General features: G+C 40.9%; 34 protein-coding genes. 31 read left to right on the top strand and 3 right to left on the bottom strand.

The annotated features are described in order from the left end of the window. Positions 1–3: 3 nt before the first annotated feature. The 4 genes from grpE to dnaJ all read left to right on the top strand — a co-directional run bounded on the left by grpE (position 4) and on the right by dnaJ (position 4,982). Positions 4–528, top strand: coding sequence for a nucleotide exchange factor GrpE (grpE, locus tag HMPREF1048_RS10900; RefSeq protein WP_000046038.1), 525 nt, complete (start codon positions 4–6; stop codon positions 526–528). A 482-nt stretch (positions 529–1,010) separates the two neighbouring features. Beyond that, positions 1,011–2,834, top strand: coding sequence for a molecular chaperone DnaK (gene dnaK / locus HMPREF1048_RS10895; RefSeq protein ID WP_000034663.1), 1,824 nt, complete (start codon positions 1,011–1,013; stop codon positions 2,832–2,834). A 182-nt stretch (positions 2,835–3,016) separates the two neighbouring features. After that, a complete protein-coding gene (locus HMPREF1048_RS10890; protein WP_000756347.1) occupies positions 3,017–3,649 on the top strand; it encodes a DJ-1/PfpI family protein in 633 nt (210 codons plus the stop codon). A 196-nt stretch (positions 3,650–3,845) separates the two neighbouring features. Next, a complete protein-coding gene (dnaJ, locus tag HMPREF1048_RS10885; RefSeq protein ID WP_001066326.1) occupies positions 3,846–4,982 on the top strand; it encodes a molecular chaperone DnaJ in 1,137 nt (378 codons plus the stop codon). A 158-nt stretch (positions 4,983–5,140) separates the two neighbouring features. Here the strand turns inward: dnaJ and HMPREF1048_RS10880 are convergent, their stop codons facing one another. Continuing rightward, a complete protein-coding gene (locus HMPREF1048_RS10880) occupies positions 5,141–5,428 on the bottom strand; it encodes a hypothetical protein (RefSeq protein ID WP_000777748.1) in 288 nt (95 codons plus the stop codon). A gap of 9 nt (positions 5,429–5,437) precedes the next feature. Continuing rightward, positions 5,438–5,848 (bottom strand): HIT family protein, encoded by a 411-nt coding sequence (locus HMPREF1048_RS10875; RefSeq protein ID WP_001278320.1) that lies wholly within the window; start codon positions 5,846–5,848, stop codon positions 5,438–5,440. Positions 5,849–5,915: 67 nt separating this feature from the next. Between HMPREF1048_RS10875 and HMPREF1048_RS10870 the strand changes: the two genes are divergently transcribed. Continuing rightward, entirely contained in the window at positions 5,916–6,647 is a 732-nt protein-coding gene (locus tag HMPREF1048_RS10870) for an ABC transporter ATP-binding protein (RefSeq protein WP_000889954.1), read from the top strand. Continuing rightward, entirely contained in the window at positions 6,644–7,693 is a 1,050-nt protein-coding gene (locus HMPREF1048_RS10865; RefSeq protein WP_000653800.1) for an ABC transporter permease, read from the top strand. Before HMPREF1048_RS10870 ends, HMPREF1048_RS10865 begins: the two co-directional genes overlap by 4 nt. A 61-nt stretch (positions 7,694–7,754) precedes the next feature. Here HMPREF1048_RS10865 and HMPREF1048_RS0102610 read toward each other — a convergent pair whose 3' ends face one another. Further along, positions 7,755–8,084 (bottom strand): hypothetical protein, encoded by a 330-nt coding sequence (locus tag HMPREF1048_RS0102610; protein WP_000128604.1) that lies wholly within the window; start codon positions 8,082–8,084, stop codon positions 7,755–7,757. A 295-nt stretch (positions 8,085–8,379) separates the two neighbouring features. On the opposite strand from HMPREF1048_RS0102610, the gene HMPREF1048_RS10860 reads away from it, so the two are divergent. The 25 genes from HMPREF1048_RS10860 to HMPREF1048_RS10745 all read left to right on the top strand — a co-directional run bounded on the left by HMPREF1048_RS10860 (position 8,380) and on the right by HMPREF1048_RS10745 (position 26,938). Then, entirely contained in the window at positions 8,380–9,117 is a 738-nt protein-coding gene (locus HMPREF1048_RS10860; RefSeq protein WP_001219148.1) for a response regulator transcription factor, read from the top strand. 13 nt (positions 9,118–9,130) lie between these two features. Next, the gene (locus HMPREF1048_RS10855; protein WP_025171947.1) at positions 9,131–10,480 is read left to right on the top strand and encodes a sensor histidine kinase; all 1,350 of its coding nucleotides are present in this window, start codon (positions 9,131–9,133) and stop codon (positions 10,478–10,480) included. A 68-nt stretch (positions 10,481–10,548) separates the two neighbouring features. Continuing rightward, complete coding sequence (locus HMPREF1048_RS0102605; RefSeq protein ID WP_001036306.1) at positions 10,549–10,905, top strand: hypothetical protein; 357 nt, start codon at positions 10,549–10,551, stop codon at positions 10,903–10,905. Between the two features lie 211 nt (positions 10,906–11,116). After that, complete coding sequence (locus HMPREF1048_RS12895) at positions 11,117–11,281, top strand: hypothetical protein (protein WP_000727116.1); 165 nt, start codon at positions 11,117–11,119, stop codon at positions 11,279–11,281. After that, positions 11,278–11,682: a hypothetical protein gene (locus HMPREF1048_RS10845; protein WP_000846942.1), complete on the top strand. Its 405-nt coding sequence runs from the start codon at positions 11,278–11,280 to the stop codon at positions 11,680–11,682. The genes HMPREF1048_RS12895 and HMPREF1048_RS10845 overlap by 4 nt, the downstream gene beginning before the upstream one ends. 82 nt (positions 11,683–11,764) lie before the next feature. After that, the gene (locus HMPREF1048_RS10840) at positions 11,765–12,148 is read left to right on the top strand and encodes a hypothetical protein (protein ID WP_000877387.1); all 384 of its coding nucleotides are present in this window, start codon (positions 11,765–11,767) and stop codon (positions 12,146–12,148) included. Between the two features lie 64 nt (positions 12,149–12,212). Continuing rightward, positions 12,213–12,902, top strand: a complete 690-nt coding sequence (locus tag HMPREF1048_RS10835; protein ID WP_000760493.1) for a CPBP family intramembrane glutamic endopeptidase — start codon at positions 12,213–12,215, stop codon at positions 12,900–12,902. Between the two features lie 41 nt (positions 12,903–12,943). Further along, entirely contained in the window at positions 12,944–13,192 is a 249-nt protein-coding gene (gene blpZ, locus HMPREF1048_RS0102600; protein ID WP_000276511.1) for an immunity protein BlpZ, read from the top strand. A gap of 29 nt (positions 13,193–13,221) precedes the next feature. Further along, positions 13,222–13,833, top strand: coding sequence for a CPBP family intramembrane glutamic endopeptidase (locus HMPREF1048_RS10830; RefSeq protein ID WP_000394053.1), 612 nt, complete (start codon positions 13,222–13,224; stop codon positions 13,831–13,833). A gap of 161 nt (positions 13,834–13,994) precedes the next feature. Then, the gene (gene ccrZ, locus HMPREF1048_RS10825; protein ID WP_000363005.1) at positions 13,995–14,789 is read left to right on the top strand and encodes a cell cycle regulator CcrZ; all 795 of its coding nucleotides are present in this window, start codon (positions 13,995–13,997) and stop codon (positions 14,787–14,789) included. Next, positions 14,786–15,421, top strand: a complete 636-nt coding sequence (gene trmB / locus HMPREF1048_RS10820; RefSeq protein ID WP_001266094.1) for a tRNA (guanosine(46)-N7)-methyltransferase TrmB — start codon at positions 14,786–14,788, stop codon at positions 15,419–15,421. The genes ccrZ and trmB overlap by 4 nt, the downstream gene beginning before the upstream one ends. 125 nt (positions 15,422–15,546) lie before the next feature. Further along, positions 15,547–16,026, top strand: a complete 480-nt coding sequence (gene rimP, locus HMPREF1048_RS10815; protein ID WP_004249203.1) for a ribosome maturation factor RimP — start codon at positions 15,547–15,549, stop codon at positions 16,024–16,026. Positions 16,027–16,069: 43 nt separating this feature from the next. Beyond that, positions 16,070–17,206, top strand: a complete 1,137-nt coding sequence (nusA, locus tag HMPREF1048_RS10810) for a transcription termination factor NusA (protein WP_000032288.1) — start codon at positions 16,070–16,072, stop codon at positions 17,204–17,206. A gap of 21 nt (positions 17,207–17,227) precedes the next feature. Continuing rightward, positions 17,228–17,521, top strand: coding sequence for an RNase P modulator RnpM (gene rnpM, locus HMPREF1048_RS10805; protein WP_000857562.1), 294 nt, complete (start codon positions 17,228–17,230; stop codon positions 17,519–17,521). After that, positions 17,514–17,813 (top strand): YlxQ-related RNA-binding protein, encoded by a 300-nt coding sequence (locus HMPREF1048_RS10800; protein ID WP_001041390.1) that lies wholly within the window; start codon positions 17,514–17,516, stop codon positions 17,811–17,813. The genes rnpM and HMPREF1048_RS10800 overlap by 8 nt, the downstream gene beginning before the upstream one ends. A gap of 16 nt (positions 17,814–17,829) precedes the next feature. Then, a complete protein-coding gene (infB, locus tag HMPREF1048_RS10795) occupies positions 17,830–20,640 on the top strand; it encodes a translation initiation factor IF-2 (protein ID WP_000039222.1) in 2,811 nt (936 codons plus the stop codon). Between the two features lie 250 nt (positions 20,641–20,890). After that, positions 20,891–21,241 carry a 30S ribosome-binding factor RbfA gene (gene rbfA / locus HMPREF1048_RS10790; RefSeq protein WP_001273601.1) on the top strand — a complete coding sequence of 117 codons (351 nt, stop codon included), beginning with the start codon at positions 20,891–20,893 and terminating at the stop codon, positions 21,239–21,241. 171 nt (positions 21,242–21,412) lie between these two features. Next, positions 21,413–21,916: a hypothetical protein gene (locus HMPREF1048_RS10785; protein WP_001067003.1), complete on the top strand. Its 504-nt coding sequence runs from the start codon at positions 21,413–21,415 to the stop codon at positions 21,914–21,916. A 20-nt stretch (positions 21,917–21,936) separates the two neighbouring features. Then, on the top strand, positions 21,937–22,494 hold the full coding sequence (locus tag HMPREF1048_RS10780) for a C1 domain-containing protein (RefSeq protein ID WP_000386255.1): 558 nt from the start codon (positions 21,937–21,939) through the stop codon (positions 22,492–22,494). 12 nt (positions 22,495–22,506) lie between these two features. Continuing rightward, a complete protein-coding gene (locus HMPREF1048_RS10775; RefSeq protein WP_000522910.1) occupies positions 22,507–23,616 on the top strand; it encodes an SPFH domain-containing protein in 1,110 nt (369 codons plus the stop codon). Positions 23,617–23,877: 261 nt separating this feature from the next. Continuing rightward, positions 23,878–24,657 (top strand): hypothetical protein, encoded by a 780-nt coding sequence (locus tag HMPREF1048_RS10770; RefSeq protein ID WP_000840392.1) that lies wholly within the window; start codon positions 23,878–23,880, stop codon positions 24,655–24,657. 1 nt (position 24,658) lies between these two features. Then, positions 24,659–24,841 carry a hypothetical protein gene (locus HMPREF1048_RS10765; protein ID WP_001068157.1) on the top strand — a complete coding sequence of 61 codons (183 nt, stop codon included), beginning with the start codon at positions 24,659–24,661 and terminating at the stop codon, positions 24,839–24,841. A gap of 265 nt (positions 24,842–25,106) precedes the next feature. Next, positions 25,107–25,340 (top strand): DUF1858 domain-containing protein, encoded by a 234-nt coding sequence (locus HMPREF1048_RS10755; RefSeq protein ID WP_000368739.1) that lies wholly within the window; start codon positions 25,107–25,109, stop codon positions 25,338–25,340. After that, entirely contained in the window at positions 25,340–26,674 is a 1,335-nt protein-coding gene (locus HMPREF1048_RS10750; protein WP_000752885.1) for a DUF438 domain-containing protein, read from the top strand. The genes HMPREF1048_RS10755 and HMPREF1048_RS10750 overlap by 1 nt, the downstream gene beginning before the upstream one ends. Before the next feature lie 9 nt (positions 26,675–26,683). Next, positions 26,684–26,938, top strand: coding sequence for a DUF1912 family protein (locus HMPREF1048_RS10745; RefSeq protein WP_000119705.1), 255 nt, complete (start codon positions 26,684–26,686; stop codon positions 26,936–26,938). Positions 26,939–26,993 lie beyond the last annotated feature (55 nt).

The raw sequence follows: 26,993 nt of genomic DNA, 5'->3' as shown, positions 1-26,993 counted from the left end.
AAAATGGCCCAAGATATAAAAAATGAAGAAGTAGAAGAAGTTCAAGAAGAGGAAGTTGTGGAAACGGTAGAAGAAACAACTCCTGAGAAGTCAGAGTTGGACTTGGCAAATGAACGTGCAGATGAGTTCGAAAATAAATACCTTCGCGCTCATGCAGAAATGCAAAATATCCAACGCCGTGCCAATGAAGAGCGTCAAAACTTGCAACGTTATCGTAGCCAGGACTTGGCAAAAGCGATTCTCCCTTCTTTGGATAACCTTGAGCGTGCACTCGCAGTTGAAGGATTGACTGATGATGTGAAGAAGGGCTTGGAAATGGTGCAAGAAAGCTTGATTCACGCTTTGAAAGAAGAAGGAATCGAAGAAATCGCAGCTGATGGTGAATTTGACCATAACTACCATATGGCTATCCAAACTCTCCCAGCAGACGATGAACACCCAGCAGATACCATCGCCCAAGTCTTCCAAAAAGGCTACAAACTCCATGACCGCATCCTACGCCCAGCCATGGTAGTGGTGTACAACTAAGATACAAAGCCCGTAGAAAGCTCACAGTAAAAATAGGAGATTGACGAAGTGTTCGATGAACACAAGAAAATCTATCTTTTTTACCCAGAGCTTAGGGCGTGTTCGATTAGGCAATTCTGACGGTAGCTAAAGCAACTCGTCAGAAAACGGCAATCGCTATGGCGTTTGCCTAGCCTCCTTACTAACTCGTCGTCGAAATAAAATCGATTTCGACTTCTCGTGTCGCAATTTACATAATAGAAAACTTGTCCGAAACGACAATAAACTATGAAGAAAGATAAGAGGCAAGCTGGAGGCTTGCAAGGAAGATATTTCCCACCGTGGTGAAAGTTTCAGTAGCTTCTGCTACTGAAACAGGGGATTTTTGAGACAATAGGCTCAAAAATAAGTGATGAAATCCCGTAGGGAGTTGCTCACGTCCCCACCGCTTAAGGGAAATATCAAAAATCAAAATTCGAATTAAAATTTAAGGAGAAAAACACATGTCTAAAATTATCGGTATTGACTTAGGTACAACAAACTCAGCAGTTGCAGTTCTTGAAGGGACTGAAAGCAAAATCATCGCAAACCCAGAAGGAAACCGTACAACTCCATCTGTAGTCTCATTCAAAAACGGCGAAATCATCGTTGGTGATGCTGCAAAACGTCAAGCAGTTACAAACCCAGATACAGTCATCTCTATCAAATCTAAAATGGGAACTTCTGAAAAAGTTTCTGCAAACGGAAAAGAATACACTCCACAAGAAATCTCAGCTATGATTCTTCAATACTTGAAAGGCTACGCTGAAGACTACCTTGGTGAAAAAGTAACCAAAGCAGTTATCACAGTTCCTGCTTACTTCAACGACGCTCAACGTCAAGCAACTAAAGACGCTGGTAAAATCGCTGGTCTTGAAGTAGAACGTATCGTCAACGAACCAACTGCAGCTGCTCTTGCTTACGGTTTGGACAAGACTGACAAAGAAGAAAAAATCTTGGTATTTGACCTTGGTGGTGGTACATTCGACGTCTCTATCCTTGAATTGGGTGACGGTGTCTTCGACGTATTGTCAACTGCAGGGGACAACAAACTTGGTGGTGACGACTTTGACCAAAAAATCATCGATCACTTGGTAGCAGAATTCAAGAAAGAAAACGGTATTGACTTGTCTACTGACAAGATGGCAATGCAACGTTTGAAAGATGCAGCTGAAAAAGCGAAGAAAGACCTTTCTGGTGTAACTTCAACTCAAATCAGCTTGCCATTTATCACTGCAGGTGAGGCTGGACCTCTTCACTTGGAAATGACTTTGACTCGTGCTAAATTTGACGATTTGACTCGTGACCTTGTAGAACGTACAAAAGTTCCAGTTCGTCAAGCCCTTTCAGATGCAGGTTTGAGCTTGTCAGAAATCGACGAAGTTATCCTTGTTGGTGGTTCAACTCGTATCCCAGCCGTTGTAGAAGCAGTTAAGGCTGAAACTGGTAAAGAACCAAACAAATCAGTAAACCCTGACGAAGTAGTTGCTATGGGTGCTGCCATCCAAGGTGGTGTCATTACTGGTGATGTTAAAGACGTTGTCCTTCTTGACGTAACACCATTGTCACTTGGTATTGAAACAATGGGTGGAGTCTTCACAAAACTCATCGACCGTAACACAACAATCCCAACATCTAAATCACAAGTCTTCTCAACAGCAGCAGACAACCAGCCAGCCGTTGATATCCACGTTCTTCAAGGTGAACGCCCAATGGCAGCAGATAACAAGACTCTTGGACGCTTCCAATTGACAGACATCCCAGCTGCACCTCGTGGTATCCCACAAATCGAAGTTACATTTGACATCGATAAGAACGGTATCGTATCTGTTAAAGCCAAAGACCTTGGAACTCAAAAAGAACAAACTATTGTGATCCAATCTAACTCAGGTTTGACTGATGAAGAAATCGACCGCATGATGAAAGATGCAGAAGCAAACGCTGAAGCAGATAAGAAACGTAAAGAAGAAGTTGACCTTCGTAACGAAGTAGACCAAGCAATCTTTGCGACTGAAAAGACTATCAAGGAAACTGAAGGCAAAGGCTTCGACGCAGAACGTGATGCTGCCCAAGCTGCCCTTGATGACCTTAAGAAAGCTCAAGAAGACAACAACTTGGACGATATGAAAGCAAAACTTGAAACATTGAACGAAAAAGCTCAAGGACTTGCTGTTAAACTCTACGAACAAGCCGCAGCAGCCCAACAAGCTCAAGCAGGGGCAGAAGGTGCACAAGCAACAGGAAACGCAGGTGATGACGTCGTAGACGGAGAGTTTACGGAAAAATAAAATAGTCCAGTGGACTATTTTATCCCGAGCTTGAAAATCAGGAGAGCGAGGTAGGTAAGAATGACTAATCACTAAACTGATTGTCCTTCTACGGTGCTTTACTTAAATGTTAATGATGATAGTAAGAAATCCAGAGGTTGCAACCCAGCCTCTGTTTTTCGGTAAAATAGAGGGTGTAGCTTATGAAAAAAGTACTTTGTATCATTTATCCTAATTTTTCTCTTTATGAGATAACCACTTTAACAAGTACTTTAGCTCTGTCTTTTGATATCACGATTGATTATGTAGCTTCTGAGAATTCGATGGTGGTCTCTGAGGATGGTTTGTCCTGTCAACCGACGAAAACATTGGATCAGATCCGTATAGAAGATTATTCTTGTGTGATTTTGCCAGGAATGGTAAATATAGGTCCTGCTCTACAAGATGAGAATTTGATCTCGTTTTTGAGAAGTCTTAATGAGCAAGATATCCTAATTGCAGCCATTTCTTCAGCGCCCCTTTTATTGGCGAAAGCAGGCTTGTTGAACGACACGAAATTTACAGGTGGAATTTGGCAAAACTTCTTTGACTATTTTGAATTTCTTCCACGTGAGAATTTCCAACCGAAAGTTCTTGTCCAAGATAAACAAATCATTACGGCTATCGGTTTTGCACATCAAGAGTTTGCAAGAAAAGTGATTTTCGGTTTAGGGTTGGCAGAGAATACGGACAACTATTTTAAAGAACAGAACGAGTATGCTGAAGAGGATTTGATATTTACTTTATCAGATGAAGAGTTTAATCAAGTGAAGCAGAGTATAGAAAACAGCCTCTAAAGATTTACATGAAAATTATAGAAAGGAACAAGGGTGTTCGTAACTGAACACGGGTTCCCAAATTTCTTACTAAATATAAAAGAAAGGAATTGAACCCGACCTAAATTCTCGGAAAAAAGATAAATCTGCCTAGGAGCATCGCTCCAGCGTCAGATTTCCTATTTTTCAGTCGAATTTTACGGTCTTGGTATCTTGTATGAACAATACTGAATTTTATGAGCGTCTGGGGGTGTCAAAAAACGCTTCGGCAGACGAGATCAAAAAGGCTTATCGTAAGCTTTCCAAAAAATACCACCCAGATATCAACAAGGAGCCTGGTGCTGAGGAAAAGTACAAGGAAGTTCAGGAAGCCTATGAGACTTTGAGTGACGACCAAAAACGTGCTGCCTATGACCAATACGGTGCTGCTGGAGCCAACGGTGGTTTTGGTGGAGCTGGTGGTTTCGGCGGTTTCGATGGGGCAGGAGGCTTCGGTGGTTTTGAAGATATCTTCTCAAGTTTCTTCGGAGGAGGCGGTGCTTCACGCAATCCAAATGCTCCTCGTCAGGGGGATGACCTCCAATACCGTGTGAATTTGACCTTTGAAGAAGCTATTTTTGGAGCTGAAAAAGAGGTTAAATACAATCGTGAAGCAAGCTGTAGTACATGTAATGGTTCTGGTGCTAAGCCAGGAACAAGTCCAGTCACTTGTGGACGCTGTCATGGCGCTGGTGTCATTAACGTTGATACACAAACTCCGCTTGGTATGATGCGGCGCCAAGTAACCTGTGATGTCTGTCATGGTCGCGGAAAAGAAATCAAAGATCCATGTACAACTTGTCACGGAACAGGTCATGAAAAACAAGCCCATAGTGTACATGTAAAAATTCCTGCTGGTGTGGAAACTGGTCAACAAATTCGCCTAGCTGGTCAGGGTGAAGCAGGATTTAACGGTGGACCATACGGTGACTTGTACGTGGTGGTTTCTGTGGAAGCCAGCGATAAGTTTGAACGTGAAGGAACGACTATCTTCTACAATCTCAACCTCAACTTTGTCCAAGCAGCTCTCGGTGACACAGTAGATATCCCAACGGTTCACGGTGAAGTTGAATTGGTTATCCCAGAGGGTACTCAGACTGGTAAGAAATTCCGTCTACGTGGCAAGGGAGCTCCGAGCCTTCGTGGTGGTGCAGTTGGTGACCAATACGTTACAGTTAATGTCGTGACTCCGACAGGCTTGAACGACCGCCAAAAAGCAGCGCTTAAAGAATTCGCAGCTGCTGGTGATTTAAAAGTCAATCCAAAGAAAAAGGGCTTCTTTGACCATATTAAAGATGCCTTTGAAGGAGAATAAAGCAAAAAGAGCCGTTGGGCTCTTTTTGTTTATAGATTTTTTATTACGGCGGAAAGTCTTCGATTTAGTTGTGAAATGGTGAATGAGTTGGCTAAATTATGATGTATAGTTGATGGGATATAACTTGTTTACGTTTTAAAAAGAGCCGTTGGGCTCTTTTACTTATCTTCGATTTCCTGTGTTTCTTTGATAACAGCTAGTCTAGTCTGGATATCCTTTTCCAAGACCTTAAACTTGTAAGTCAGGTCTTCTTGGTATTCCTTGATAAGTTCTTTTTGCTGGTCGATGATTTGCAGGCTGTTTTGGATAATATCCACATCGTCCTTGATAGCTTGAACGCGGTCAGTGGTATTCAAGACTTCATCTGTGATGGTTTGGCGATTTTTTGTGATCAAATAACTTCCAGCTGCAGCTCCTGCAAATAGCAGTAGGTTGGATAATTTCATAACAACTCCTTATGCGTTTTTGATGGTTTCAGCGACTTGAGCAAGTTTGTCAAAGTCTGGTTCGTGGGCGATAAAATCAATCTTGAGGTCATCGTCCGCACTGTAGCGAGGCACGAGGTGAACGTGGGTATGAAAGACGGTTTGCCCAGCGACTTCTTCACAGTTAGCAATGATATTCATACCAGCAGCCTTGGTAGCTTTCATGACTTTTTGAGCTACTTTTGGTACTTGGGCAAAGAGTTGGCTGGCGCTAGTAGCGTCCATTTCCAAGAGATTGCGATAGTGTTCCTTTGGTACGACCAAGGTATGTCCTGGTGTCACTTGAGAGATATCAAGAAAGGCAAGAACCTGCTCATCTTCATATACTTTTGAAGCAGGAATTTCCCCTGCGATGATTTTACAAAAAATGCAATCTGACATAAAATCTACCTCTACTGTATTGAATTTTGATATAATATAGCTACATTATACCAGATTTGGAGAAAATATGTTAGAAATTAAAAACCTGACAGGTGGCTATGTCCATGTCCCTGTCTTGAAAGATGTGTCCTTTACTGTTGAAAGTGGGCAGCTGGTCGGTCTGATTGGTCTCAATGGTGCTGGTAAATCGACGACAATCAATGAGATTATTGGTCTGTTGACACCTTATAGTGGCTCCATCAATATCAATGGCTTGACCCTGCAAGAAGATGCGACTAGCTACCGTAAGCAAATTGGCTACATTCCTGAGACACCTAGCTTGTATGAGGAATTGACCCTCAGAGAGCATATCGAAACGGTTGCCATGGCTTATGGTATTGAGCAGAAAGTGGCTTTTGATCGAGTGGAACCTTTGCTAAAAATGTTTCGTCTGGACCAGAAATTGGACTGGTTTCCTGTTCATTTTTCAAAAGGGATGAAGCAAAAGGTCATGATTATCTGTGCTTTTGTGGTGGATCCAAGTCTTTTCATCGTGGATGAGCCCTTCCTTGGTCTTGATCCGCTGGCTATTGCAGACTTGATTCAGCTTTTGGAAGTGGAAAAGCAAAAGGGTAAGTCCATTCTCATGAGTACCCACGTGCTGGATTCGGCGGAGAAGATGTGTGATGCCTTTGTCATTCTCCACAAGGGAGAGGTGCGTGCCAAAGGAAATCTCCTGCAACTGCGCGAAGCCTTTGATATGCCTGAGGCTAGTTTGAATGATATTTACTTGGCTCTGACCAAAGAGGAGGAGCTATGAAAGACTTGTTTTTAAAGAGAAAGCAGGCTGTTCGTAAGGAGTGTCTTGGTTATCTGCGTTATGTTCTCAATGACCACTTTGTCTTGTTCCTGCTTGTTCTGCTGGGCTTTCTAGCCTACCAGTACAGTCAACTCTTACAACATTTTCCTGAAAATCATTGGCCTATCCTTTTATTTGTAGGAATTACGTCTGTTTTACTTTTGCTTTGGGGAGGAATTGCCACCTATATGGAGGCTCCAGACAAGCTCTTTCTCTTAGTTGGAGAAGAGGAAATCAAACTCCATATCAAGCGTCAAACTGGCATTTCACTAGTCTTTTGGCTCTTTGTCCAGACCCTTTTCTTGCTATTGTTTGCGCCCCTATTTTTAGCCATGGGTTATGGCTTGCCTGTTTTTCTGGTCTATGTGCTTTTATTGGGGGTAGGTAAATATTTCCTCTTTCGTCAAAAGGCCAGCAAATTTTTCACGGAAACTGGACTGGACTGGGACTATGTTATTTCCCAAGAAAGCAAGCGTAAGCAAGTCTTGCTTCGTTTCTTTGCCCTCTTTACCCAGGTCAAGGGGATTTCAAACAGCGTCAAACGTCGTGCCTATCTGGACTTTATACTAAAGGCTGTTCAGAAGGTGCCTGGGAAGATTTGGCAAAATCTTTATCTTCGTTCTTATCTGCGAAATGGAGATCTCTTTGCCCTCAGTCTCCGTCTTCTCTTGCTTTCTTTGTTGGCGCAGGTCTTTATCGAACAAGCTTGGATTGCGACAGCAGTGGTAGTTCTCTTTAACTACCTCTTGCTCTTCCAGTTGCTGGCCCTCTATCACGCCTTTGACTACCAGTATTTGACCCAACTTTTTCCGCTGGACAAGGGGCAAAAGGAAAAAGGCTTGCAGGCGGTAGTACGAGGATTGACCAGTTTTGTTTTATTTGTGGAATTAGTTGTCGGTCTTGTGACTTTCCAAGAAAAACTAGCCCTTCTAGCCTTACTAGGAGCTGGTTTGGTTTTACTAGTCTTGTACTTACCTTATCAGGTCAAACGTCAGATGCAGGACTAATATTGCTTATATGATATTAAAAAAGAAGTTGAGTTCAGTTTGTCTCAACTTCTTTTATTTTCTACAAGATAATGGTTGGTCCGTAGAGACTCAACTTGGTCTTGACTTGGTCAAAGTGGAAGCGGTCATAGGCCCGCCAAGCGGCGCGAGTTGGAGCATCTGGATCAAGAGCGCTGAGTCCCATGAGAAGACTGGAAGTCTGGTAAAATTTTTCCAGTTCAATCAAGACTCGATTATCCACTGTCTCACCCTTGGCTAGAAAGCCTAGAATAGAGTTTAATTGTTCCTGAAAGCGGACGTCGTCAGCGGTTGCCTGTTTGCATGCTTGGTAGGCTTTATTTAAGTCAGTAATCAAAGCCTGAGCTCTTTTGATAGGGTCTGCATCTGTCATGAAAATTCCTCCTCTAATCTGGGTGCCAGTCTTGCTTCTAGCAACTGTATTTTGATACTGTCAGTCTACTACTTTTATCTCCTTTTTTACCATAAAATCTTTAATTGCCCTTGAAATTTCCTGAATGGTACTGTTAAGATTTTATGATAAAATAGTTGTAAGATTATCATGCTTATTTGAGGAACAAGCTACCTTTCAGGAGTGTTGAATGCCTGTTTAGGATTTGGTGGGCTTGTATCATAGTATTTTTGCTATTCTCTTTTTAGGAAGAAATCGAAACAAGGAGAGTAAAAAGATGAGAATATTTGTTTTAGAAGATGATTTTTCCCAACAGACTAGGATTGAAACGACGATTGAGAAACTCTTGAAAGAACATCATATCACTCCCAGTTCTTTTGAGGTCTTTGGTAAGCCAGACCAGCTGCTGGCAGAGGTGCATGAGAAGGGGGTGCATCAGCTATTCTTTTTGGATATTGAGATTCGAAATGAGGAGATGAAGGGTCTGGAAGTGGCTAGAAAGATTCGGGATCGAGACCCCTATGCCCTGATTGTCTTTGTGACGACTCACTCAGAGTTTATGCCCCTGTCTTTTCGCTACCAAGTGTCAGCTTTGGACTACATTGATAAGGCCTTGTCGGCAGAGGAGTTTGAATCTCGGATCGAGACAGCCCTCCTCTATGCCAATAGTCAAGATAGTAAGAGTCTGGCGGAAGATTGCTTTTACTTTAAATCAAAATTTGCCCAATTCCAGTATCCTTTTAAAGAGGTCTACTATCTCGAAACATCGCCCAGAGCCCATCGTGTTATTCTCTATACTAAGACGGACAGGCTGGAATTTACAGCGAGTTTAGAGGAGGTTTTCAAGCAGGAACCTCGTCTCTTGCAGTGCCACCGCTCTTTTCTCATCAATCCTGCCAATGTGGTTCGTTTGGATAAGAAAGAAAAACTTCTTTACTTTCCCAATGGTGGAAGCTGTATGATAGCGCGTTATAAGGTCAGGGAAGTGTCTGAAGCTATCAATAACTTACACTAAGTGAGGTGCTGGAATGGAATTAGTTTGGAAGATAGTATATGTGTTTTTGATATCTGGATTGGAATTGTTTATATTTTTTAAGGTGGATGGAATTGTTCTAACTCTGGAGAGAGTTTTTAAGTCCTTTCTTTTTAAGCTACTTTTAGCAGTTGTTTTTGTAACGATTAGCTATATAGTAGGAAATACTTACCTATCTTATTTTATGGAACCCTTGTACGGCATTGGTTTATCTTTCTTATTGTTAAGAGGGCTTCCTAAAAAACTACTCTTCTTTTATGGTCTCTTTCCAATGATGTTGGTGAATCTTTTTTTCAGGGTAGTCTCCTATTTTGTGCTTCCATTTTTGGGGCAAGGGCATTTGTATGATGACCGCTCTTTTATTTGGTTATGTATAAAAATTTTCATTTGCTTTATTTCTCTAGCCTTTTTGAAATGGTTAGACTATGATTTTACTAGTTTGAGGAGGGAGATTCTCGATAAAGGTTTTCAACAGTCCCTGACTAAGATTAACTGGATAATGGGGGCTTACTATCTAGTGATGCAAAGTCTGTCTTATTTTGAAAATGTACAAGGTATTCAATCAACGACTGTTCGCCATCTGATTCTAGTGTTTTACCTACTCTTTTTTATGGGGGTTATCAAGAAGCTGGATACCTATTTGAAGGACAAACTCCATGAGAGACTGGACCAAGAGCAGGCCTTGCGCTACAGAGATATGGAACGCTATAGTCGGCATATAGAGGAACTTTACAAGGAAGTACGGAGTTTTCGCCATGACTACACCAACCTCTTGACCAGTTTACGTCTGGGCATTGAAGAGGAGGATATGGAGCAGATAAAAGAGGTCTACGATTCGGTCTTAAAGGATTCTAGTGAAAAATTGCAGGACAATAAATATGACCTTGGTCGATTGGTGAATATTCGTGATAAAGCCCTCAAAAGTCTCCTAGCAGGGAAATTTCTAAAAGCTAGAGATAAGAACATTGTCTTTAATGTCGAAGTTCCTGAGGAGATTCAGGTAGAGGGGATGAGCCTGCTTGATTTTCTGACTATTGTGTCTATCCTTTGTGACAATGCTATTGAAGCCAGTGCAGAGGCCAGTCAACCTCATGTTTCAATCGCCTTTTTAAAAAATGGAGCACAGGAGACCTTTATCATCGAAAACTCCATCAAAGAAGAGGGCATAGATATTTCTGAAATCTTCTCCTTTGGAGCCAGTTCTAAAGGGGAGGAGAGAGGAGTTGGTCTCTATACCGTCATGAAAATTGTGGAAAGCCATCCTAATACCAGTCTAAATACCACCTGTCAAAATCAAGTCTTTCGTCAGGTTTTAACAGTTCACTCGATGTCAGTTGATGATTAGAAGATCTGTGGAAAGAAGTACCGCCTGTAGTCATCAATTAAAATGCCATAGTATATGAGGTGCCCTATATGAATAAGAAATCCTTTTTTATCATCTGTTCTACGTTGATTATAGCATCGAATCTTCTCATGATTTCCGTGGTGAACAAGGGAGAAGAAACAGGGAGCAATCTGTTTGTGATTGCTATAGCTTGTGTTTTGCTACCAGCCTTTTTATATGCAGTTGAAAACAGACTTACTTCAATGGTAAGAGTAGAATCAATACTCCTGATTCAGTTGACAGTTATATCCCTACTCCGTCTTATCAACAGAATAGGGAGTACGCCTGAAATCCTCAACATTATCATTACCCTTATCGCTTTGGCAAGTGGGACAGCTGCTATCCTTGTTGCGATTATGAGAATATATGAGAACATACGGAAGTGAGGGTGAGTAGTTTTCTATTTTGTATTTTCACATTGTTAAGTTTCCATAGGGCAAGTATGTTTTTCACGCTTGCTTTTTAAATTTTTTACAATTCAAGATGTTTTGATGACCATTTATGATTTGAGTGTTCCAAGGATAAAATGAGTGCTATACTAGCAGTGTAAAGGTTGTAGCTCAACTAAGATAAAGCATACATTTAGGAGGAAATTTTATGAAGAAAAAAATACTGATTATTTTCGTTCTATATCTGATCATGTCCATCTTTCTATATCCGCTTAGGGAGAGTGCTTGGTATCATCTATTTTATACCATAGCCTATGTGATTGCAGTGATGATCTATTTTGCTATCATGAAAAAGAAAGGAGAAAAGAAATGAAAACTTTTCTTGCTAAAAAACGGAACATCTTCCTTGCGAGACTGTTCCTAGGTCAGTTGCCCTTGCTTGTCTCTACCTATCTATTTCTATCTCGTCAGTTTTTAAATTTTTCCTTAGTCCTCCAATTTCTTCTAGTGGTTATTAACTTGGCTTCTATTTTGGTTACTGTTTACCTCACTAGGGAAATGAGGATAAGAGAGTTTGAAGATGATGATTTGGTTAGTCCTAGAACCAATCAACTCATGTATATCGGCTTGACAGGCTTTATGTCTATTATCTGTTTGTATAGGGGTATCACAGCAGGAGAATTCTATCAACAACTAATTGCCTATATTGGTGCTATTCTCTGCTTGATTATCATGCTTCTGCTCATTTGGGGTTTGAAGTATTATAAAAAGTAGCTTGCCTTCTTCTTCTGACAGAATCTTTGATTAGAAGGCTCTATTAAACTGTCCGTGAAATAAGTGAATGGAGGTATTTAAAATGAAATATAGATTATTTCTTGTTATTTTCTTGAGTAGTATTTTGAATATTCTTTTAGGGACATTTTTACAAATCTCTAATGTATCAATTGGGTGGCTTGTTCTTTACAGTGGCTTGTTTGAAGCAGGAGTTTTTCTTCTTACCAATAAAGGGTTTGCGGTCCAAATCAAGGAGGTAGACATTCAAAACCGTTTTAAATTTATTTTTAGGAAAACGATATGGTTTCAAATTCTTTTGCTTATCTTTATGATGATTAAACTTTATCTTGGTTTGGATGCGAGGTTGATTTTATTCTATGGACATATTTTCATTGTCTTTAATGCTTTAATATATCTATTATCTAGTAGTCAGGTTAGTCTAAAAAAGAGCAAGCTGTCTTCTTAATCTTGCAGTAACAGAGCCTGACAAGGCGAGCCATCCTGTCTTGTAGATAGTGGGGAGGATTTATATGAAAAAATATCCTATTCTTTTCAAAACGAGTGCCATTCTTTCTTATTTGTTTCTGTTTTTCGGATTGTTTTGGACAACCCAATTTTGGAGCAATTATTGGGAGTTCTCGTCTTGGGTAGGAAATCTTATCTGGATTCGAAACATCATCAGTCTTCTCTTTATCTGCTTTATGATTTGGATTTTGGTCAGGTCGGGCCATGCTTATCTCTTTCGTATCCCTAGAAAAAAGTGGTTGAGCTATTCCGTCCTGACGGTGTTAGCAGCTGTTGTGCTTATCTGTTTTAACTATCTGACAGCTAAATACGTTCAGGGGACGAACGAAGGTTGGAATTTGTTTATTGCCTATAGTGAGACCAATTTTGCGGAGTTTGGTGTTTACCTAACTTTAATCGTACTAGGACCTCTGATGGAAGAATTGGTATGTAGGGGACTGCTTCAACATGCCTTCTTTAAGAATTCGAGGTGGGGGCTGGATCTTCTCTTTCCGTCATTCTTATTTGCCTTGCCCCACTTTTCTAGCTTGCCAAGTCTCGCAGATATTTTTGTCTATACGGCAGTGGGCTGTCTATTTGCCTGTCTAACACGTTATACGAAGAGTATCTATCCTTCTTATTCGATTCATATTGTTAATAATATCATCGCAAACTTACCATTTTTGCTCACTTTTCTACATAGGGTCTTGGGGTAAAAAAACCAAAGGCTTGCTTTTCAGCCATAGAGGAGGTCATCATGTATAAACACTTATTTTTCCTAGATTCCAAAACCTTAGACTGGTTGACACCTTATATTCTGGTCTTGGCTTCTGACACCATTGCTTTTAATGTTTTTGTGCTAACCTTTGTATCTGTTATGGCCTTTTATTTCCTAAACCCCATGCTATCTTTAATGGCTATCTTCTTAGGGGCTGGCTATGTGGTCGGATTTTGGTTACTAAAATGGTTTGTTTTGGAAAGGTTAGAGCTAAAGGATGACGCGTAGGAAGTTTGTTTGGTGAGGAGGATATCTTTATGGAGTTTTTTGATAAATTTCATGCCTTGTGCTTTGGATTTTTAGTACTACTAATCGTCATTACAGTTCCTTATACGATTAACCATGGGGATTTTTTTCAAAATGAATCTGAATTGATTATTGTAAGTCTTCTAGTAACCTCGTTGAGTGTTGTTTATGCTAGAAAGTTTGAAATGATTTCTTTTGGGATGTTAAGCAAGAAACAACTTTTGCTTTTCATTGCAATCTTTCTTCTAAGCGTACTTGAGACGCTGGTTTATATTCATTTCTTCGCTGTTTCTTCTGGCGCAGGAGTTCAACACTTGGCGGAAGTCAGCAGAGGAATTTCTCTGTCTTTGATTTTGACTACCTCAGTTTTTGGCCCCATCCAGGAGGAACTCATTTTTAGAGGACTTCTTCAAGGTGCGGTTTTTGACAATTCTTGGTTAGGGCTTGTACTGACTTCCTCTCTCTTTTCTTTCATGCATGGACCTTCTAATGTCCCTTCGTTTATTTTTTATCTACTTGGGGGCTTGTTGCTGGGCTTTGCTTATAAAAAGAGCCAAAAGCTATGGGTTTCTACTCTAGTCCACATGTTTTACAACAGTTGGCCACTCTTATATTATTTATAAAAATTATGAAAAGGTAAGCAGAAGACGGTGCTTGCCTTTTTCAAGCTATAATGATAGCCCGAGCCAATTGAGATGCTTTTCTTTGAGAATCGGGTTAGGTCGGTTGACGAATAGGCCAAAAACTAGTAGAATAGTAAGGAAACTTTATACGGAGGAAAGAAATGGATTTGGGTGATAATGAGCTAACACTGACTCCCATACCTGGGAAAAGTGGCAAGGCTTATATGGGTAGCTATCCTGATGGGAAGCGTATCTTTGTAAAAATGAACACCTCTCCAATCCTACCTGGTCTAGCTAGAGAACAAATTGCTCCACAATTATTATGGAGTCGCCGTTTGGCAGATGGGCGTGATATGTGTGCTCAAGAATGGTTGACAGGCAAGATATTGACCCCCTATGATATGAATCGTAAACAAATCGTCAATATCTTAACCCGTCTTCATCGCTCACGTCCTTTGATGACACAGTTGAGTCGTTTGGGATATGCCATGGAAACACCTGTAGATTTACTACAGTCTTGGCAAGAAACGGCTCCAGATGCTTTGCGTAAAAATCATTTTATCAGTGAAGTGATGGCTGATTTACGTCAGACTATTCCAGGATTTAGAGAGGACTATGCGACCATTGTCCATGGAGATGTACGACATAGTAATTGGATTGAGACAGATAGTGGCTTGATTTATTTGGTAGATTGGGATTCGGTTCGCTTGACCGACCGCATGTTTGATGTGGCCCATATGCTCTGCCATTATATTCCAGAACATCAGTGGAAGGAATGGTTGACCTACTACGGTTATAAGTACAATCAAACGGTATTAAATAAATTGTATTGGTACGGTCAATTGTCTTATTTGAGCCAGATTTCCAAGTATTATATGAACCAAGATTTAGAAAATGTCAATCGGGAGATTCATGGCTTGCGTCACTTCCGAGACAAGTATGGAAAGAGAAGATGAGAGTTAGAAATCGTAAAGGGGCGACAGAATTACTAGAGGCAAATCCCCAGTATGTGGTCCTCAATCCCTTGGAAGCCAAGGGGAAATGGCGGGACTTGTTTGGCAATGATAATCCCATTCATGTGGAAGTTGGAAGTGGAAAGGGTGCCTTTGTTTCAGGTATGGCCAAGCAAAACCCTGACATCAACTATATCGGGATTGATATTCAAAAGTCTGTTTTGAGCTACGCTTTGGACAAGGTGCTTGAAGTTGGAGTTCCTAATATCAAGCTCTTGTGGGTAGATGGTTCTGACTTGACTGACTACTTTGAAGATGGTGAGATTGATCGCTTGTATCTGAACTTTTCAGATCCTTGGCCTAAAAAACGCCATGAAAAGCGTCGTTTGACCTACAAGACCTTCTTGGATACCTTCAAGCGTATCTTGCCTGAAAATGGAGAAATTCATTTCAAGACGGATAACCGTGGCTTGTTTGAGTACAGCCTAGTGAGCTTTTCTCAGTATGGCATGAAGCTCAATGGTGTTTGGCTTGATTTACATGCCAGTGATTTTGAAGGCAATGTCATGACAGAATACGAGCAAAAATTCTCCAACAAGGGGCAAGTTATCTACCGAGTTGAGGCAGAATTTTAAGAAAAAGCCCGAAATCAGGCTGTATAAGTGCTTTTGCTTTACATAAGTTAGCAAACGTGTTATACTAATAGTAAGAATATGAAAAGTGAGGCGGGGAAATATCTTCGCCTCTTGCTTATGAGGAGGTGGACGCAATCGCAACAATCGTAGAATTAGTCAGAGAAGTTGTAGAACCTGTCATAGAAGCTCCTTTCGAGCTCGTGGATATCGAGTATGGAAAGATTGGTAGTGACATGATTCTCAGTATTTTTGTAGATAAACCTGAAGGAATTACCTTGAACGACACGGCGGACTTAACAGAAAAGATCAGTCCTGTCCTAGACACCATCAAGCCAGATCCCTTCCCAGAACAATATTTCCTAGAAATCACCAGTCCAGGCTTGGAACGTCCTTTGAAAACTAAGGATGCCGTCGCTGGAGCGGTTGGGAAATACATCCATGTCGGGCTCTACCAAGCCATCGATAAGCAAAAGGTCTTTGAAGGAACCTTGTTGGCCTTCGAAGAGGACGAGTTGACTATGGAATATATGGACAAGACGCGTAAGAAAACCGTCCAAATTCCATACAGTTTGGTATCAAAAGCACGTTTAGCAGTTAAATTATAGAAAAAGAAAGGATAGCTTTTGAGGATTCAAAAGTGAAGAAAACATGAGTAAAGAAATGCTAGAGGCCTTCCGCATTTTGGAAGAAGACAAGGGAATCAAAAAAGAAGATATCATCGACGCAGTAGTAGAGTCGCTTCGTTCCGCTTATCGCAGACGCTATGGTCAATCAGACAGCGTAGCTATTGACTTCAACGAAAAAACAGGTGACTTTACAGTTTATACTGTTCGTGAAGTGGTTGATGAAGTATTTGATAGCCGTTTGGAAATTAGCTTAAAAGATGCTCTTGCCATTAACTCAGCTTATGAGCTTGGGGACAAAATCAAGTTTGAAGAAGCACCAGGTGAGTTTGGTCGTGTAGCAGCCCAATCTGCCAAACAAACCATCATGGAAAAAATGCGCAAGCAAACACGTGCCATCACTTACAATACTTACAAAGAGCATGAGCAAGAAATTATGTCTGGTACAGTAGAACGTTTTGACAACCGCTTCATCTATGTCAACCTTGGCAGTATCGAAGCCCAATTATCAAAACAAGACCAAATTCCTGGAGAAGTTTTTGCTTCTCATGATCGTATTGAAGTTTATGTCTACAAGGTTGAAGACAACCCTCGTGGTGTGAATGTCTTTGTTAGCCGTAGCCATCCAGAAATGATCAAACGCTTGATGGAGCAAGAAATTCCTGAGGTCTATGACGGAACTGTTGAGATTATGAGCGTGGCTCGTGAAGCTGGCGACCGTACTAAGGTTGCAGTTCGTAGCCACAATCCAAACGTGGACGCTATTGGTACAATCGTTGGACGTGGTGGTGCTAACATCAAGAAAATTACTAGCAAATTCCACCCAGCTCGCTACGATGCTAAGAGCGATCGTATGGTTCCAATCGAAGAAAACATCGATGTTATCGAGTGGGTAGCAGATCCAGCTGAATTTATCTACAACGCTATCGCTCCTGCTGAAGTTGACCAAGTTATCTTTGATGAAAACGACAGTAAACGTGCCTTGGTCGTTGTGCCAGATAACAAGCTTTCTCTCGCCATTGGTCGTCGTGGACAAAACGTGCGCTTGGCGGCTCACTTGACTGGTTACCGTATCGATATCAAGTCTGCTAGTGAATTTGAAGCCATGGAAGAAGCTGCTTCAGTAGATTTAGAAGTAGAAAACGATACTGTAGAAGAATAAAAGTTGCTAGAGGAGGGAAAGATGAAAACGAGAAAAATCCCTTTGCGCAAGTCTGTTGTATCCAATGAAGTGATTGATAAGCGTGATTTGCTCCGCATTGTCAAGAACAAGGAAGGGCAAGTCTTTATCGATCCGACAGGCAAGGCCAATGGCCGTGGCGCTTATATCAAACTAGACAATGCAGAAGCCCTGGAGGCGAAAAAGAAGAAGGTCTTTAACCGCAGCTTTAGCATGGAAGTGGAAGAAAGCTTTTATGACGAGTTGATCGCTTATGTGGATCACAAAGTGAAAAGAAGAGAGTTAGGACTTGAATAAGCAAAAGATAAGCAATCTCTTGGGACTTGCTCAGAGAGCAGGGCGGATTATATCGGGTGAAGAATTGGTGGTCAAGGCCATTCAAGACGGCAAGGCCAAGTTGGTCTTTCTAGCCCATGATGCTGGACCCAATCTGACCAAGAAGATTCAAGATAAAAGTCATTATTATCAAGTAGAAATTGTAACCGTGTTTTCAACACTGGAATTAAGCATAGCAGTCGGGAAATCGAGAAAGGTTTTGGCTGTAACAGATGCTGGATTTACAAAGAAAATGAGGTCTCTTATGGAATAGAAGAGGAGGACATGATTTGTCTAAGAAAAGATTGTACGAAATCGCAAAAGAACTTGGAAAAGAAAGTAAAGAAGTTGTAGCGCGTGCAAAAGAGTTGGGCTTGGATGTGAAAAGCCACTCATCAAGTGTGGAAGAAGCTGTCGCTGCAAAAATCGCTGCCAGCTTTAAGCCTGCAGCTGCTCCGAAAGTAGAAGCGAAACCTGCAGAACCAAAAGCAAGTGCAGAAAAGAAAGCCGAGAAATCTGAGCCAGCGAAACCAGCTGTAGCTAAGGAAGAAGCAAAAGCGGCTGAACTAGTTGCTCCTAAAACAGAAAAAGCAGCAGCTAAACCGCAAAGTCGTAATTTCAAGGCTGAGCGTGAAGCCCGTGCTAAAGAGCAGGCAGAGCGACGCAAGCAAAATAAAGGCAATAGCCGTGACCAACAACAAAACGGGAACCGTCAGAAAAACGACGGCCGTAATGGTGGAAAACAAAGTCAAGGAAACCGCGACAATCGTCGCTTTAATGACCAAGCTAAGAAACAGCAAGGTCAGCAAAATCGTGGAAACGATCGTCGTCAACAAGAGGACAAACGTTCAAATCAAGCGGCTCCACGTATTGACTTTAAAGCCCGTGCAGCAGCCCTAAAAGCAGAGCAAAATGCAGAATATGCCCGTTCAAGTGAGGAACGTTTCAAGCAAACTCAGGCTGCCAAAGAAGCCTTAGCCCAAGCTAACAAACGCAAGGAGCCAGAGGAAATCTTTGAAGAAGTGGCTAAGTTAGCTGAACAGGCGCAACAAGCGCAACAAGCACAGCAAGTTCAAGCAGTGGTTGAAGTCGTCCCTGAGAAAAAAGAACCTGCAGTGGATACACGTCGTAAAAAACAAGCTCGACCAGACAAAAATCGTGACGATTATGATCACGAAGAAGATGGTCCTAGAAAACAACAAAAGAATCGAAGTAGTCAAAATCAAGTGAGAAATCAAAAGAATAGTAACTGGAATAACAACAAAAAGAACAAAAAAGGTAATAACAAGAACAACCGTAATCAGACTCCAAAACCTGTTACAGAGCGTAAATTCCATGAATTGCCAACAGAATTTGAGTATACAGATGGTATGACCGTTGCGGAAATCGCAAAACGTATCAAACGTGAACCAGCTGAAATCGTTAAGAAACTTTTCATGATGGGTGTCATGGCCACACAGAACCAATCCTTGGATGGGGAAACAATTGAACTCCTCATGGTGGATTACGGTATCGAAGCCAAACAAAAGGTTGAAGTGGATAATGCCGATATCGAACGTTTCTTTGTCGAAGATGGTTATCTCAATGAAGATGAATTGGTTGAGCGTCCACCAGTTGTAACTATCATGGGACACGTTGACCACGGTAAAACAACCCTATTGGATACCCTTCGTAATTCTCGTGTTGCGACAGGTGAAGCAGGTGGTATCACTCAGCATATCGGTGCCTACCAAATTGTGGAAAATGGCAAGAAGATTACCTTCCTTGATACACCAGGACACGCGGCCTTTACATCTATGCGTGCGCGTGGTGCGTCTGTTACCGATATTACCATCTTGGTTGTAGCGGCTGACGACGGGGTTATGCCTCAAACTATCGAAGCCATCAACCACTCAAAAGCGGCCAACGTTCCAATCATCGTAGCCATCAACAAGATTGATAAACCAGGTGCTAACCCAGAACGCGTTATCGGTGAATTGGCAGAGCATGGTGTTATGTCAACGGCTTGGGGTGGAGATTCTGAATTTGTTGAAATTTCAGCTAAATTCAACCAAAATATCGAAGAATTGTTGGAAACAGTCCTTCTTGTGGCTGAAATCCAAGAACTCAAGGCAGACCCAACAGTGCGTGCTATCGGTACAGTTATCGAAGCGCGCTTGGATAAAGGAAAAGGTGCGGTCGCAACCCTTCTTGTTCAACAAGGTACCTTGAATGTCCAAGACCCAATCGTTGTCGGAAATACCTTCGGTCGTGTCCGTGCTATGACCAATGATCTTGGTCGTCGTGTTAAGGTGGCTGGACCATCAACACCAGTTTCTATCACAGGTTTGAATGAAGCGCCTATGGCGGGTGACCACTTTGCTGTTTACGAGGATGAAAAATCTGCGCGTGCAGCAGGTGAAGAGCGTGCCAAACGTGCCCTCATGAAACAACGTCAAGCTACCCAACGTGTCAGCCTTGAAAACCTCTTTGATACCCTTAAAGCTGGTGAACTTAAGTCTGTTAACGTCATCATCAAGGCTGACGTACAAGGTTCTGTTGAAGCCCTTTCTGCCTCACTTCAAAAGATTGACGTGGAAGGTGTCAAAGTGACCATCGTTCACTCAGCAGTTGGTGCCATCAACGAATCTGACGTGACTCTTGCTGAAGCTTCAAATGCTTTCATCGTTGGTTTCAATGTACGCCCTACACCACAAGCTCGTCAACAAGCAGAAGCTGACGATGTGGAAATCCGTCTCCACAGCATTATCTACAAGGTTATCGAAGAGATGGAAGAAGCTATGAAAGGGATGCTTGATCCAGAATTTGAAGAAAAAGTTATCGGTGAAGCAGTTATCCGTGAAACCTTCAAGGTATCTAAAGTCGGAACTATCGGTGGATTCATGGTTATCAACGGTAAGGTTACCCGTGACTCTAAAGTTCGTGTTATCCGTGACGGTGTCGTTATCTATGATGGCGAACTCGCAAGCTTGAAACACTACAAAGACGACGTCAAAGAAGTTACAAATGGTCGTGAAGGTGGATTGATGATTGACGGCTACAATGATATCAAGACTGATGATGTGATTGAGGCCTACGTCATGGAAGAAATCAAACGATAAGATTTTTGCTCCTTTCTTAGGTGGTGAGGGACGCAAGCAAACCGATGGTTTCATTGCTTATTTTTGAGCCTAGGGTCTCAAAAATCCCTTGTGATGGGACTGATAAATCAGTTCCATCACTTTCACCACGGCGAAAGAAGCAGATGATTTCAAATTGAACTTTGTTTCAATTTGAAATGAAAATCAAGAAGTTTAAAAATAGCTAGGTCTGCTGGCCTAGCTTTTGGTTCAAAGTAGAGAAAGGAATATCATGGCAAATCATTTCCGTACGGATCGTGTGGGCATGGAAATTAAGCGTGAAGTCAATGAGATTTTGCAAAAGAAAGTCCGTGATCCGCGTGTCCAAGGTGTGACCATCACAGATGTTCAGATGCTGGGTGACTTGTCTGTTGCCAAGGTTTACTACACCATTTTGAGTAACCTTGCTTCAGATAATCAAAAAGCTCAAATCGGGCTTGAAAAAGCAACTGGTACCATCAAACGTGAACTTGGTCGCAATTTGAAATTGTACAAAATCCCAGATTTGACTTTCGTCAAAGACGAATCCATCGAATATGGAAACAAGATTGACGAAATGCTACGCAATCTGGATAAAAACTAAGAAGAGGGGCAACCCTCTTTTTTGGTGGGGAAAATAGGTGGAATTTGAAATGGAAAAATATTCTTTTAAAAAAAGTGATTCTGTATTTTTAAAGATTAGCTAATCAGAAAATGCTTTTTTTTTTTAGCAAATATGATATGATGATTTCATAAATAAAAGGAGATTCTATTAATGAATAATGTAAAAAAAGTTTGTCGTTTAGCTTTGCTATGTCTTTCCGTCTCTACCCTAGTTGCTTGTAGTTCTCTATCTGAAAAAACAAGTAGCTCTTCTAGTGAGAATCAAACAGAAGCTTCATCTAGTAGTTCTGAGAAGAAAGGGTTGTTTGCTAAAGCAAAAGAAAAACTCAGTTCAAGCGATTTTAACCCACAAGATGTTAGCGATACGACAATTGAGTCTATAAAAACCTATGAAGATTACTTAATTATGAATGAGAAAATAATCGATAATTACTATACAGAAGCAGACGAGGCCTTTAAAGGGACTGTTTTAGAAGATAGCGCTGCTATCCAAGAACTGAAAGATAGCACTAAAAAAGAAATGGAAGATTTGAAAAAACAATATGGTCCACTAAAGAAAGCACCGATTCAAGGGAAAGAAGAAGTGATTAAGACTCTAAAAGATTATCGTGATAATCTACATGAACAAGTGGAGCAGTGGAAAGCTAGTCTTTAATAGGAAGAGTGGAGTTCAATATGGATTATCAATTATTGCCACATGAATACATGGTTATGAATAGTGACCATGTGAGTTTTGGGAAAAATGGTTTGGCTACAGATGAATTAATTTTAACGAATCTACACTTAGTACATATCAAAAAAGGTTTTTGGGGAGGGAAAAAAGACCAGGTTACCATTCCTATTAACCAGATTAAAATTTTTGAAGGGAAACCTCAAGTTTCAGTAACCAAAACCAATGGTGTGAAACGGTTGGAAATTTATTATAATGGCGGGCAAGCTATCTTTTCATTTAATAATACTAAGGATACTGACAAGTGGGCTAGAAACATTATTAAATTGATTTCAGGTGATACAAGTAATTTTGAAACCTTGGGAGATAGTAGCTTGTTTGGAGCAGATGTTTTGGCAGAAACATTTAAGGATACATTTGACACTTTTAAAGCAGGGCTTGGGATTAAGGATGCAGAGCCAGAAAAGATTTCAACCAAGTGTAGCTTTTGTGGAGCACCTTTGTCAGGTCAAGTGAAGCAAACAGTAAGATGTGCCTATTGTGATATGGAGCAAAGTTTATAAGGGGGCAATTAAATGGGGTTGATAAAAGCAATCACAGATTCTATTGGTGGGACATTTGCAGATCAGTGGAAAGAAATTATCACAGTTCCAACTTTTGATGAACATACAGCTGTAAGTCCAGGTATTGTTCAAGAAAGTAATAATGGTAGGGGTGTCAATACGAAGGGATCTGTAGGTGTTATTTCCAACGGATCCAAGATTTTTATTCCAGAAAATACTGCAGCCTTTATCTTTAGTCAGTCGGGTATCGAGGAAATTATTACAGAACCAGGTGGATATGAATACCAAAATGGTGAGAGCAGTGTTTTTAACGGTGATGGATTGAAAAAGTCACTGTTTGACAATGTTGTTAATCGTGTTGGATTCGGTGGTCAAAGTGATCAGCAAAAACAGATTTGCTTTGTTAATTTGAGAGAAATTCGTGATATTAAATTTGGGACTCGCGGTCCAGTCATGTATAATGATTTGTTTTATGGGACAGATTTAGAAGTACGTGCTTTTGGAACATTTTCTATCCAAATTACAGATGCTAAGCAATTTATCAGAAACTTTCTTCCTGCTAATGTGACTTATTATACCTTTGATAGCGCTCAAGCTAGATCACAAATAGTAACAGAATTTCTTCAATCTTTTATTGTTGCACTTAATTCTTTGTCCACAACTTATCGTATTTCACAATTACCCTCACAAGCTGCAGTTCTTGCGGAACAAGTATCAAATGATGGACAGTATGCAGGAACTTGGAAAGAACGTTTTGGATTTGAGATTGTAAAAGTTGCCATCGCTAATATTGAGTTCTCACCAGAATCTAAGGAATTGGTTAAACAATTTTCATCAAATAAGATGAATTTAAAAGCTTATAATGATGTATCGCAGAAATCTTCTAATATTGCAGCACAACAAAAAATTGCATCAGGAGTGGAGCAACATGGTCTAGGTGATAGTGCTGGAATGATATTTGGAATGAATATGGCTCAAAGTTTAGATGAAAAAGCCATGAAACCAAGTCTATCATTAGATGAGCAAATCGAAGCACTTACCAAACTAAAATCTCTTTTAGATGCAGGTATATTATCTCAGGAAGAATTTGATCGAAAGAAAAAAGAAATTATGGATTTATAAGATGAAGCTCGAAAGTTCATAGTTAGTGTGTATTCAAGGAACATTTTAGGTGAGACAATAATAGACTATCGTTCATAGATAGAATATCATGTTGTAAAGGTAGGGGTGGAATATTCGAGCTGTTTCTACAAAGACTATTAAAGTTCTTTAACAAATAAGTTGCTAAGGATTTTTTGAAAATTTTTGAGGGGAATTTGAAACATACTTTAAAAGAGTATGCTATCATAGAATATAACTTACAGAAGTAAAAGGAGTTTGTATATGGCTGAACAAGACTTAGCTATGCAAGTATTGCAACAAGTGGTGAAACTACCTGTTGTTAAGGTTGATCGTTCGAAATTTTTAGTGGATAAGTTTTCCAAAGAATTGGATCCACAGGACATTCCTACTTTATTAGAACAAGGCCCAACGTCTCTCTTATCTCAAGAAATCTTAGATCGAGTGGCTAATGCCTGCATTAGGGATAATGTTTTATTGGCGAGTGGAACCTCTGTTTTGGCAGGATTACCTGGAGGGATTGCTATGGCAATTACCATTCCAGCTGATGTGGCTCAATTTTATGGTTTCTCTCTGAAATTGGCTCAAGAATTAGGTTATATTTATGGTTATGAGGATCTTTGGGCTTCACGCGAGGAGTTGAGTGAAGATGCTCAAAATACCCTCTTGCTTTATCTAGGTGTCATGTTGGGGGTGAATGGAACCGCTGCTTTGCTACGTGCAGGTGGTATAACAATTGCCAAACAGGTAATGAAAACAGTACCTAATAAAGCTTTAACAAAGACGCTTTGGTACCCTATTTTGAAAAAAGTCTTAAAAATATTTGGTGTGAATCTGACCAAGGGAGGGCTGGCCAAAGGAATGGGGAAATTCATTCCTATCTTAGGTGGTATCATTTCAGGTGGTTTAACCTTTGCAACTATGAAACCGATGGGTGAAAGCTTGCAGAAAGAATTGTCTAAACTAGTCAACTATAGTGAAGTTCAATATCAAGAAGATGTTGAAACAATCCGAAAAGAGGCTGAAATAATCGAGGGTGAGTGAGATGAATCCTATCAAAGCTTTTGCTAAAATTTATGGGAATTACTTTTTGACCATGCAAGGTGTAAAAGTCATGAAAACGATAAAGAAAGATGACCACGCCGTTGTCGGTCTGGGAAAACTTTTTATTGCAGACAAGCTAATGGATACGGCTCGGTGGCTCATCAAGCCAGAGGAGAGAGAATGAAATTTTTCTGGGGACTTCTTGCCATTATTTTTATCAAACCGATTATTGGAATTGTGAAATTCTTTTGGATGCTCATCTCTTTTGCAGTTCAATTATTGTTTTACAAGCTATTATTTAAAATATTGGATTGGCTCTTTAAGCTTATTTAGATGCTAATCCAAGTCGCAGAGAACTAGCAGGAGCTACACTGCTAGTTTTTTAATCTCTTTCCATATGGTATAATATAAGCAGTAAAATCATTTTAGAACATTCAATGGAGGTCGTCATGGACAATATCATCGATGTGTCAATTCCCGTTGCAGAAGTGGTGGACAAGCATCCAGAAGTTTTGGAAATTTTAGTCGAGCTTGGTTTTAAACCACTTGCCAATCCCTTAATGCGCAATACAGTTGGTCGTAAAGTATCACTCAAACAGGGTTCTAAGCTGGAAGGAACTCCTATGGACAAGATTGTCCGCACACTGGAAGCGAATGGCTACGAAGTGATTGGATTAGACTAATGGCAGATGAACGAATTCATGTCCTGCGGGATATTTTGTTAGAATTGCACAATGGTGCCTCTCCTGAGTCGGTTCAGGAGCGTTTTGATGCGACCTTTGCGGGTGTCTCAGCCATAGAGATTTCCCTCATGGAGCACGAGCTGATGAACTCAGACTCGGGCGTCACCTTTGAAGATGTTATGGAACTCTGTGATGTCCATGCCAATCTTTTTAAAAATGCTATTAAAGGTGTCGAAGTAGAGGATACCGAGCATCCAGGTCACCCGGTTCGGGTCTTCAAAGAAGAAAATCTGGCCCTCCGTGCGGCCTTGATTCGCATTCGGAGATTGTTAGATACCTATGAGTCTATGGAAGATGAGGAAATGCTGGCGGAGATGCGCAAGGGTTTGGTGCGTCAGATGGGACTTGTGGGGCAATTTGACATCCATTACCAACGTAAAGAAGAACTCTTCTTCCCTATCATGGAGCGCTATGGGCACGATTCGCCTCCCAAAGTTATGTGGGGAGTGGATGACCAGATTAGGGAACTCTTTCAAACAGCTTTAGCGACAGCCAAGTCACTACCAGAAGTGTCGATTAGCACTGTAAAGGAAACTTTTGAAGCCTTTGCGCCAGAGTTTGAAAGTATGATTTTCAAGGAAGAGTCCATCCTTCTCATGATTCTCCTTGAGTCCTTCACCCAAGATGACTGGCTTCAGATTGCGGAGGAGAGTGACGCCTATGGCTATGCCATCATCCGTCCGTCTGAGAAATGGGTGCCAGAACGCCAGAGTTTTGTTGAGGAAAAGATTGCAGAGGAGCCCGTACAGCTAGAAACGACAGAAGGCCAAGTTCAACAAGTTATCGATACGCCAGAAGGACAGTTTACCATTACCTTTACCCCTAAGGAAAAGGAAGCAGTGCTGGACCGTCATAGTCAACAGGCTTTTGGCAATGGCTATCTCTCGGTCGAGCAGGCTAATCTCATCCTCAATCACCTCCCTATGGAGATTACCTTTGTCAATAAAGATGATATTTTCCAGTATTACAATGACAATACGCCAGCTGATGAGATGATTTTCAAACGGACGCCGTCCCAAGTTGGGCGCAATGTTGAACTCTGTCATCCACCTAAGTACTTGGACAAGGTCAAGACCATCATGAAGGGGCTTCGTGAGGGAAGCAAAGACAAGTATGAAATGTGGTTCAAGTCTGAGTCGCGAGGTAAGTTTGTCCACATCACCTACGCAGCAGTGCACGATGAAGAGGGAGAATTCCAAGGTGTGCTGGAGTATGTTCAGGATATCCAACCCTACCGTGAGATTGACACGGACTATTTCCGTGGACTAGAATAAGGAGAAAAAATGAGTTACGAACAAGAATTTATGAAGGAATTTGAAGCCTGGGTCAATACCCAGATTATGATCAATGACATGGCGCACAAGGAAAGCCAAAAAGTCTACGAAGAAGACCAGGACGAACGTGCCAAAGATGCCATGATTCGCTATGAGAGTCGCTTGGATGCTTATCAGTTCTTGCTTGGAAAATTTGATAATTTCAAAGCAGGCAAGGGATTCCATGATTTGCCAGATGGCTTGTTTGGTGAGCGAAATTATTAAACGAGAAAGATTCTTGATTTTTTACTAAAATCTTGATAGAATATTTATATTAAAT

The sequence above is a fragment of the Streptococcus mitis SK575 genome (genome assembly GCF_000257865.1).
Taxonomy (GTDB): Bacteria; Bacillota; Bacilli; order Lactobacillales; family Streptococcaceae; genus Streptococcus; species Streptococcus mitis_CQ.
The sequence above is the reverse complement of the archived record's forward strand: the minus strand, read 5'-3'. Positions and strand labels throughout refer to the sequence as shown.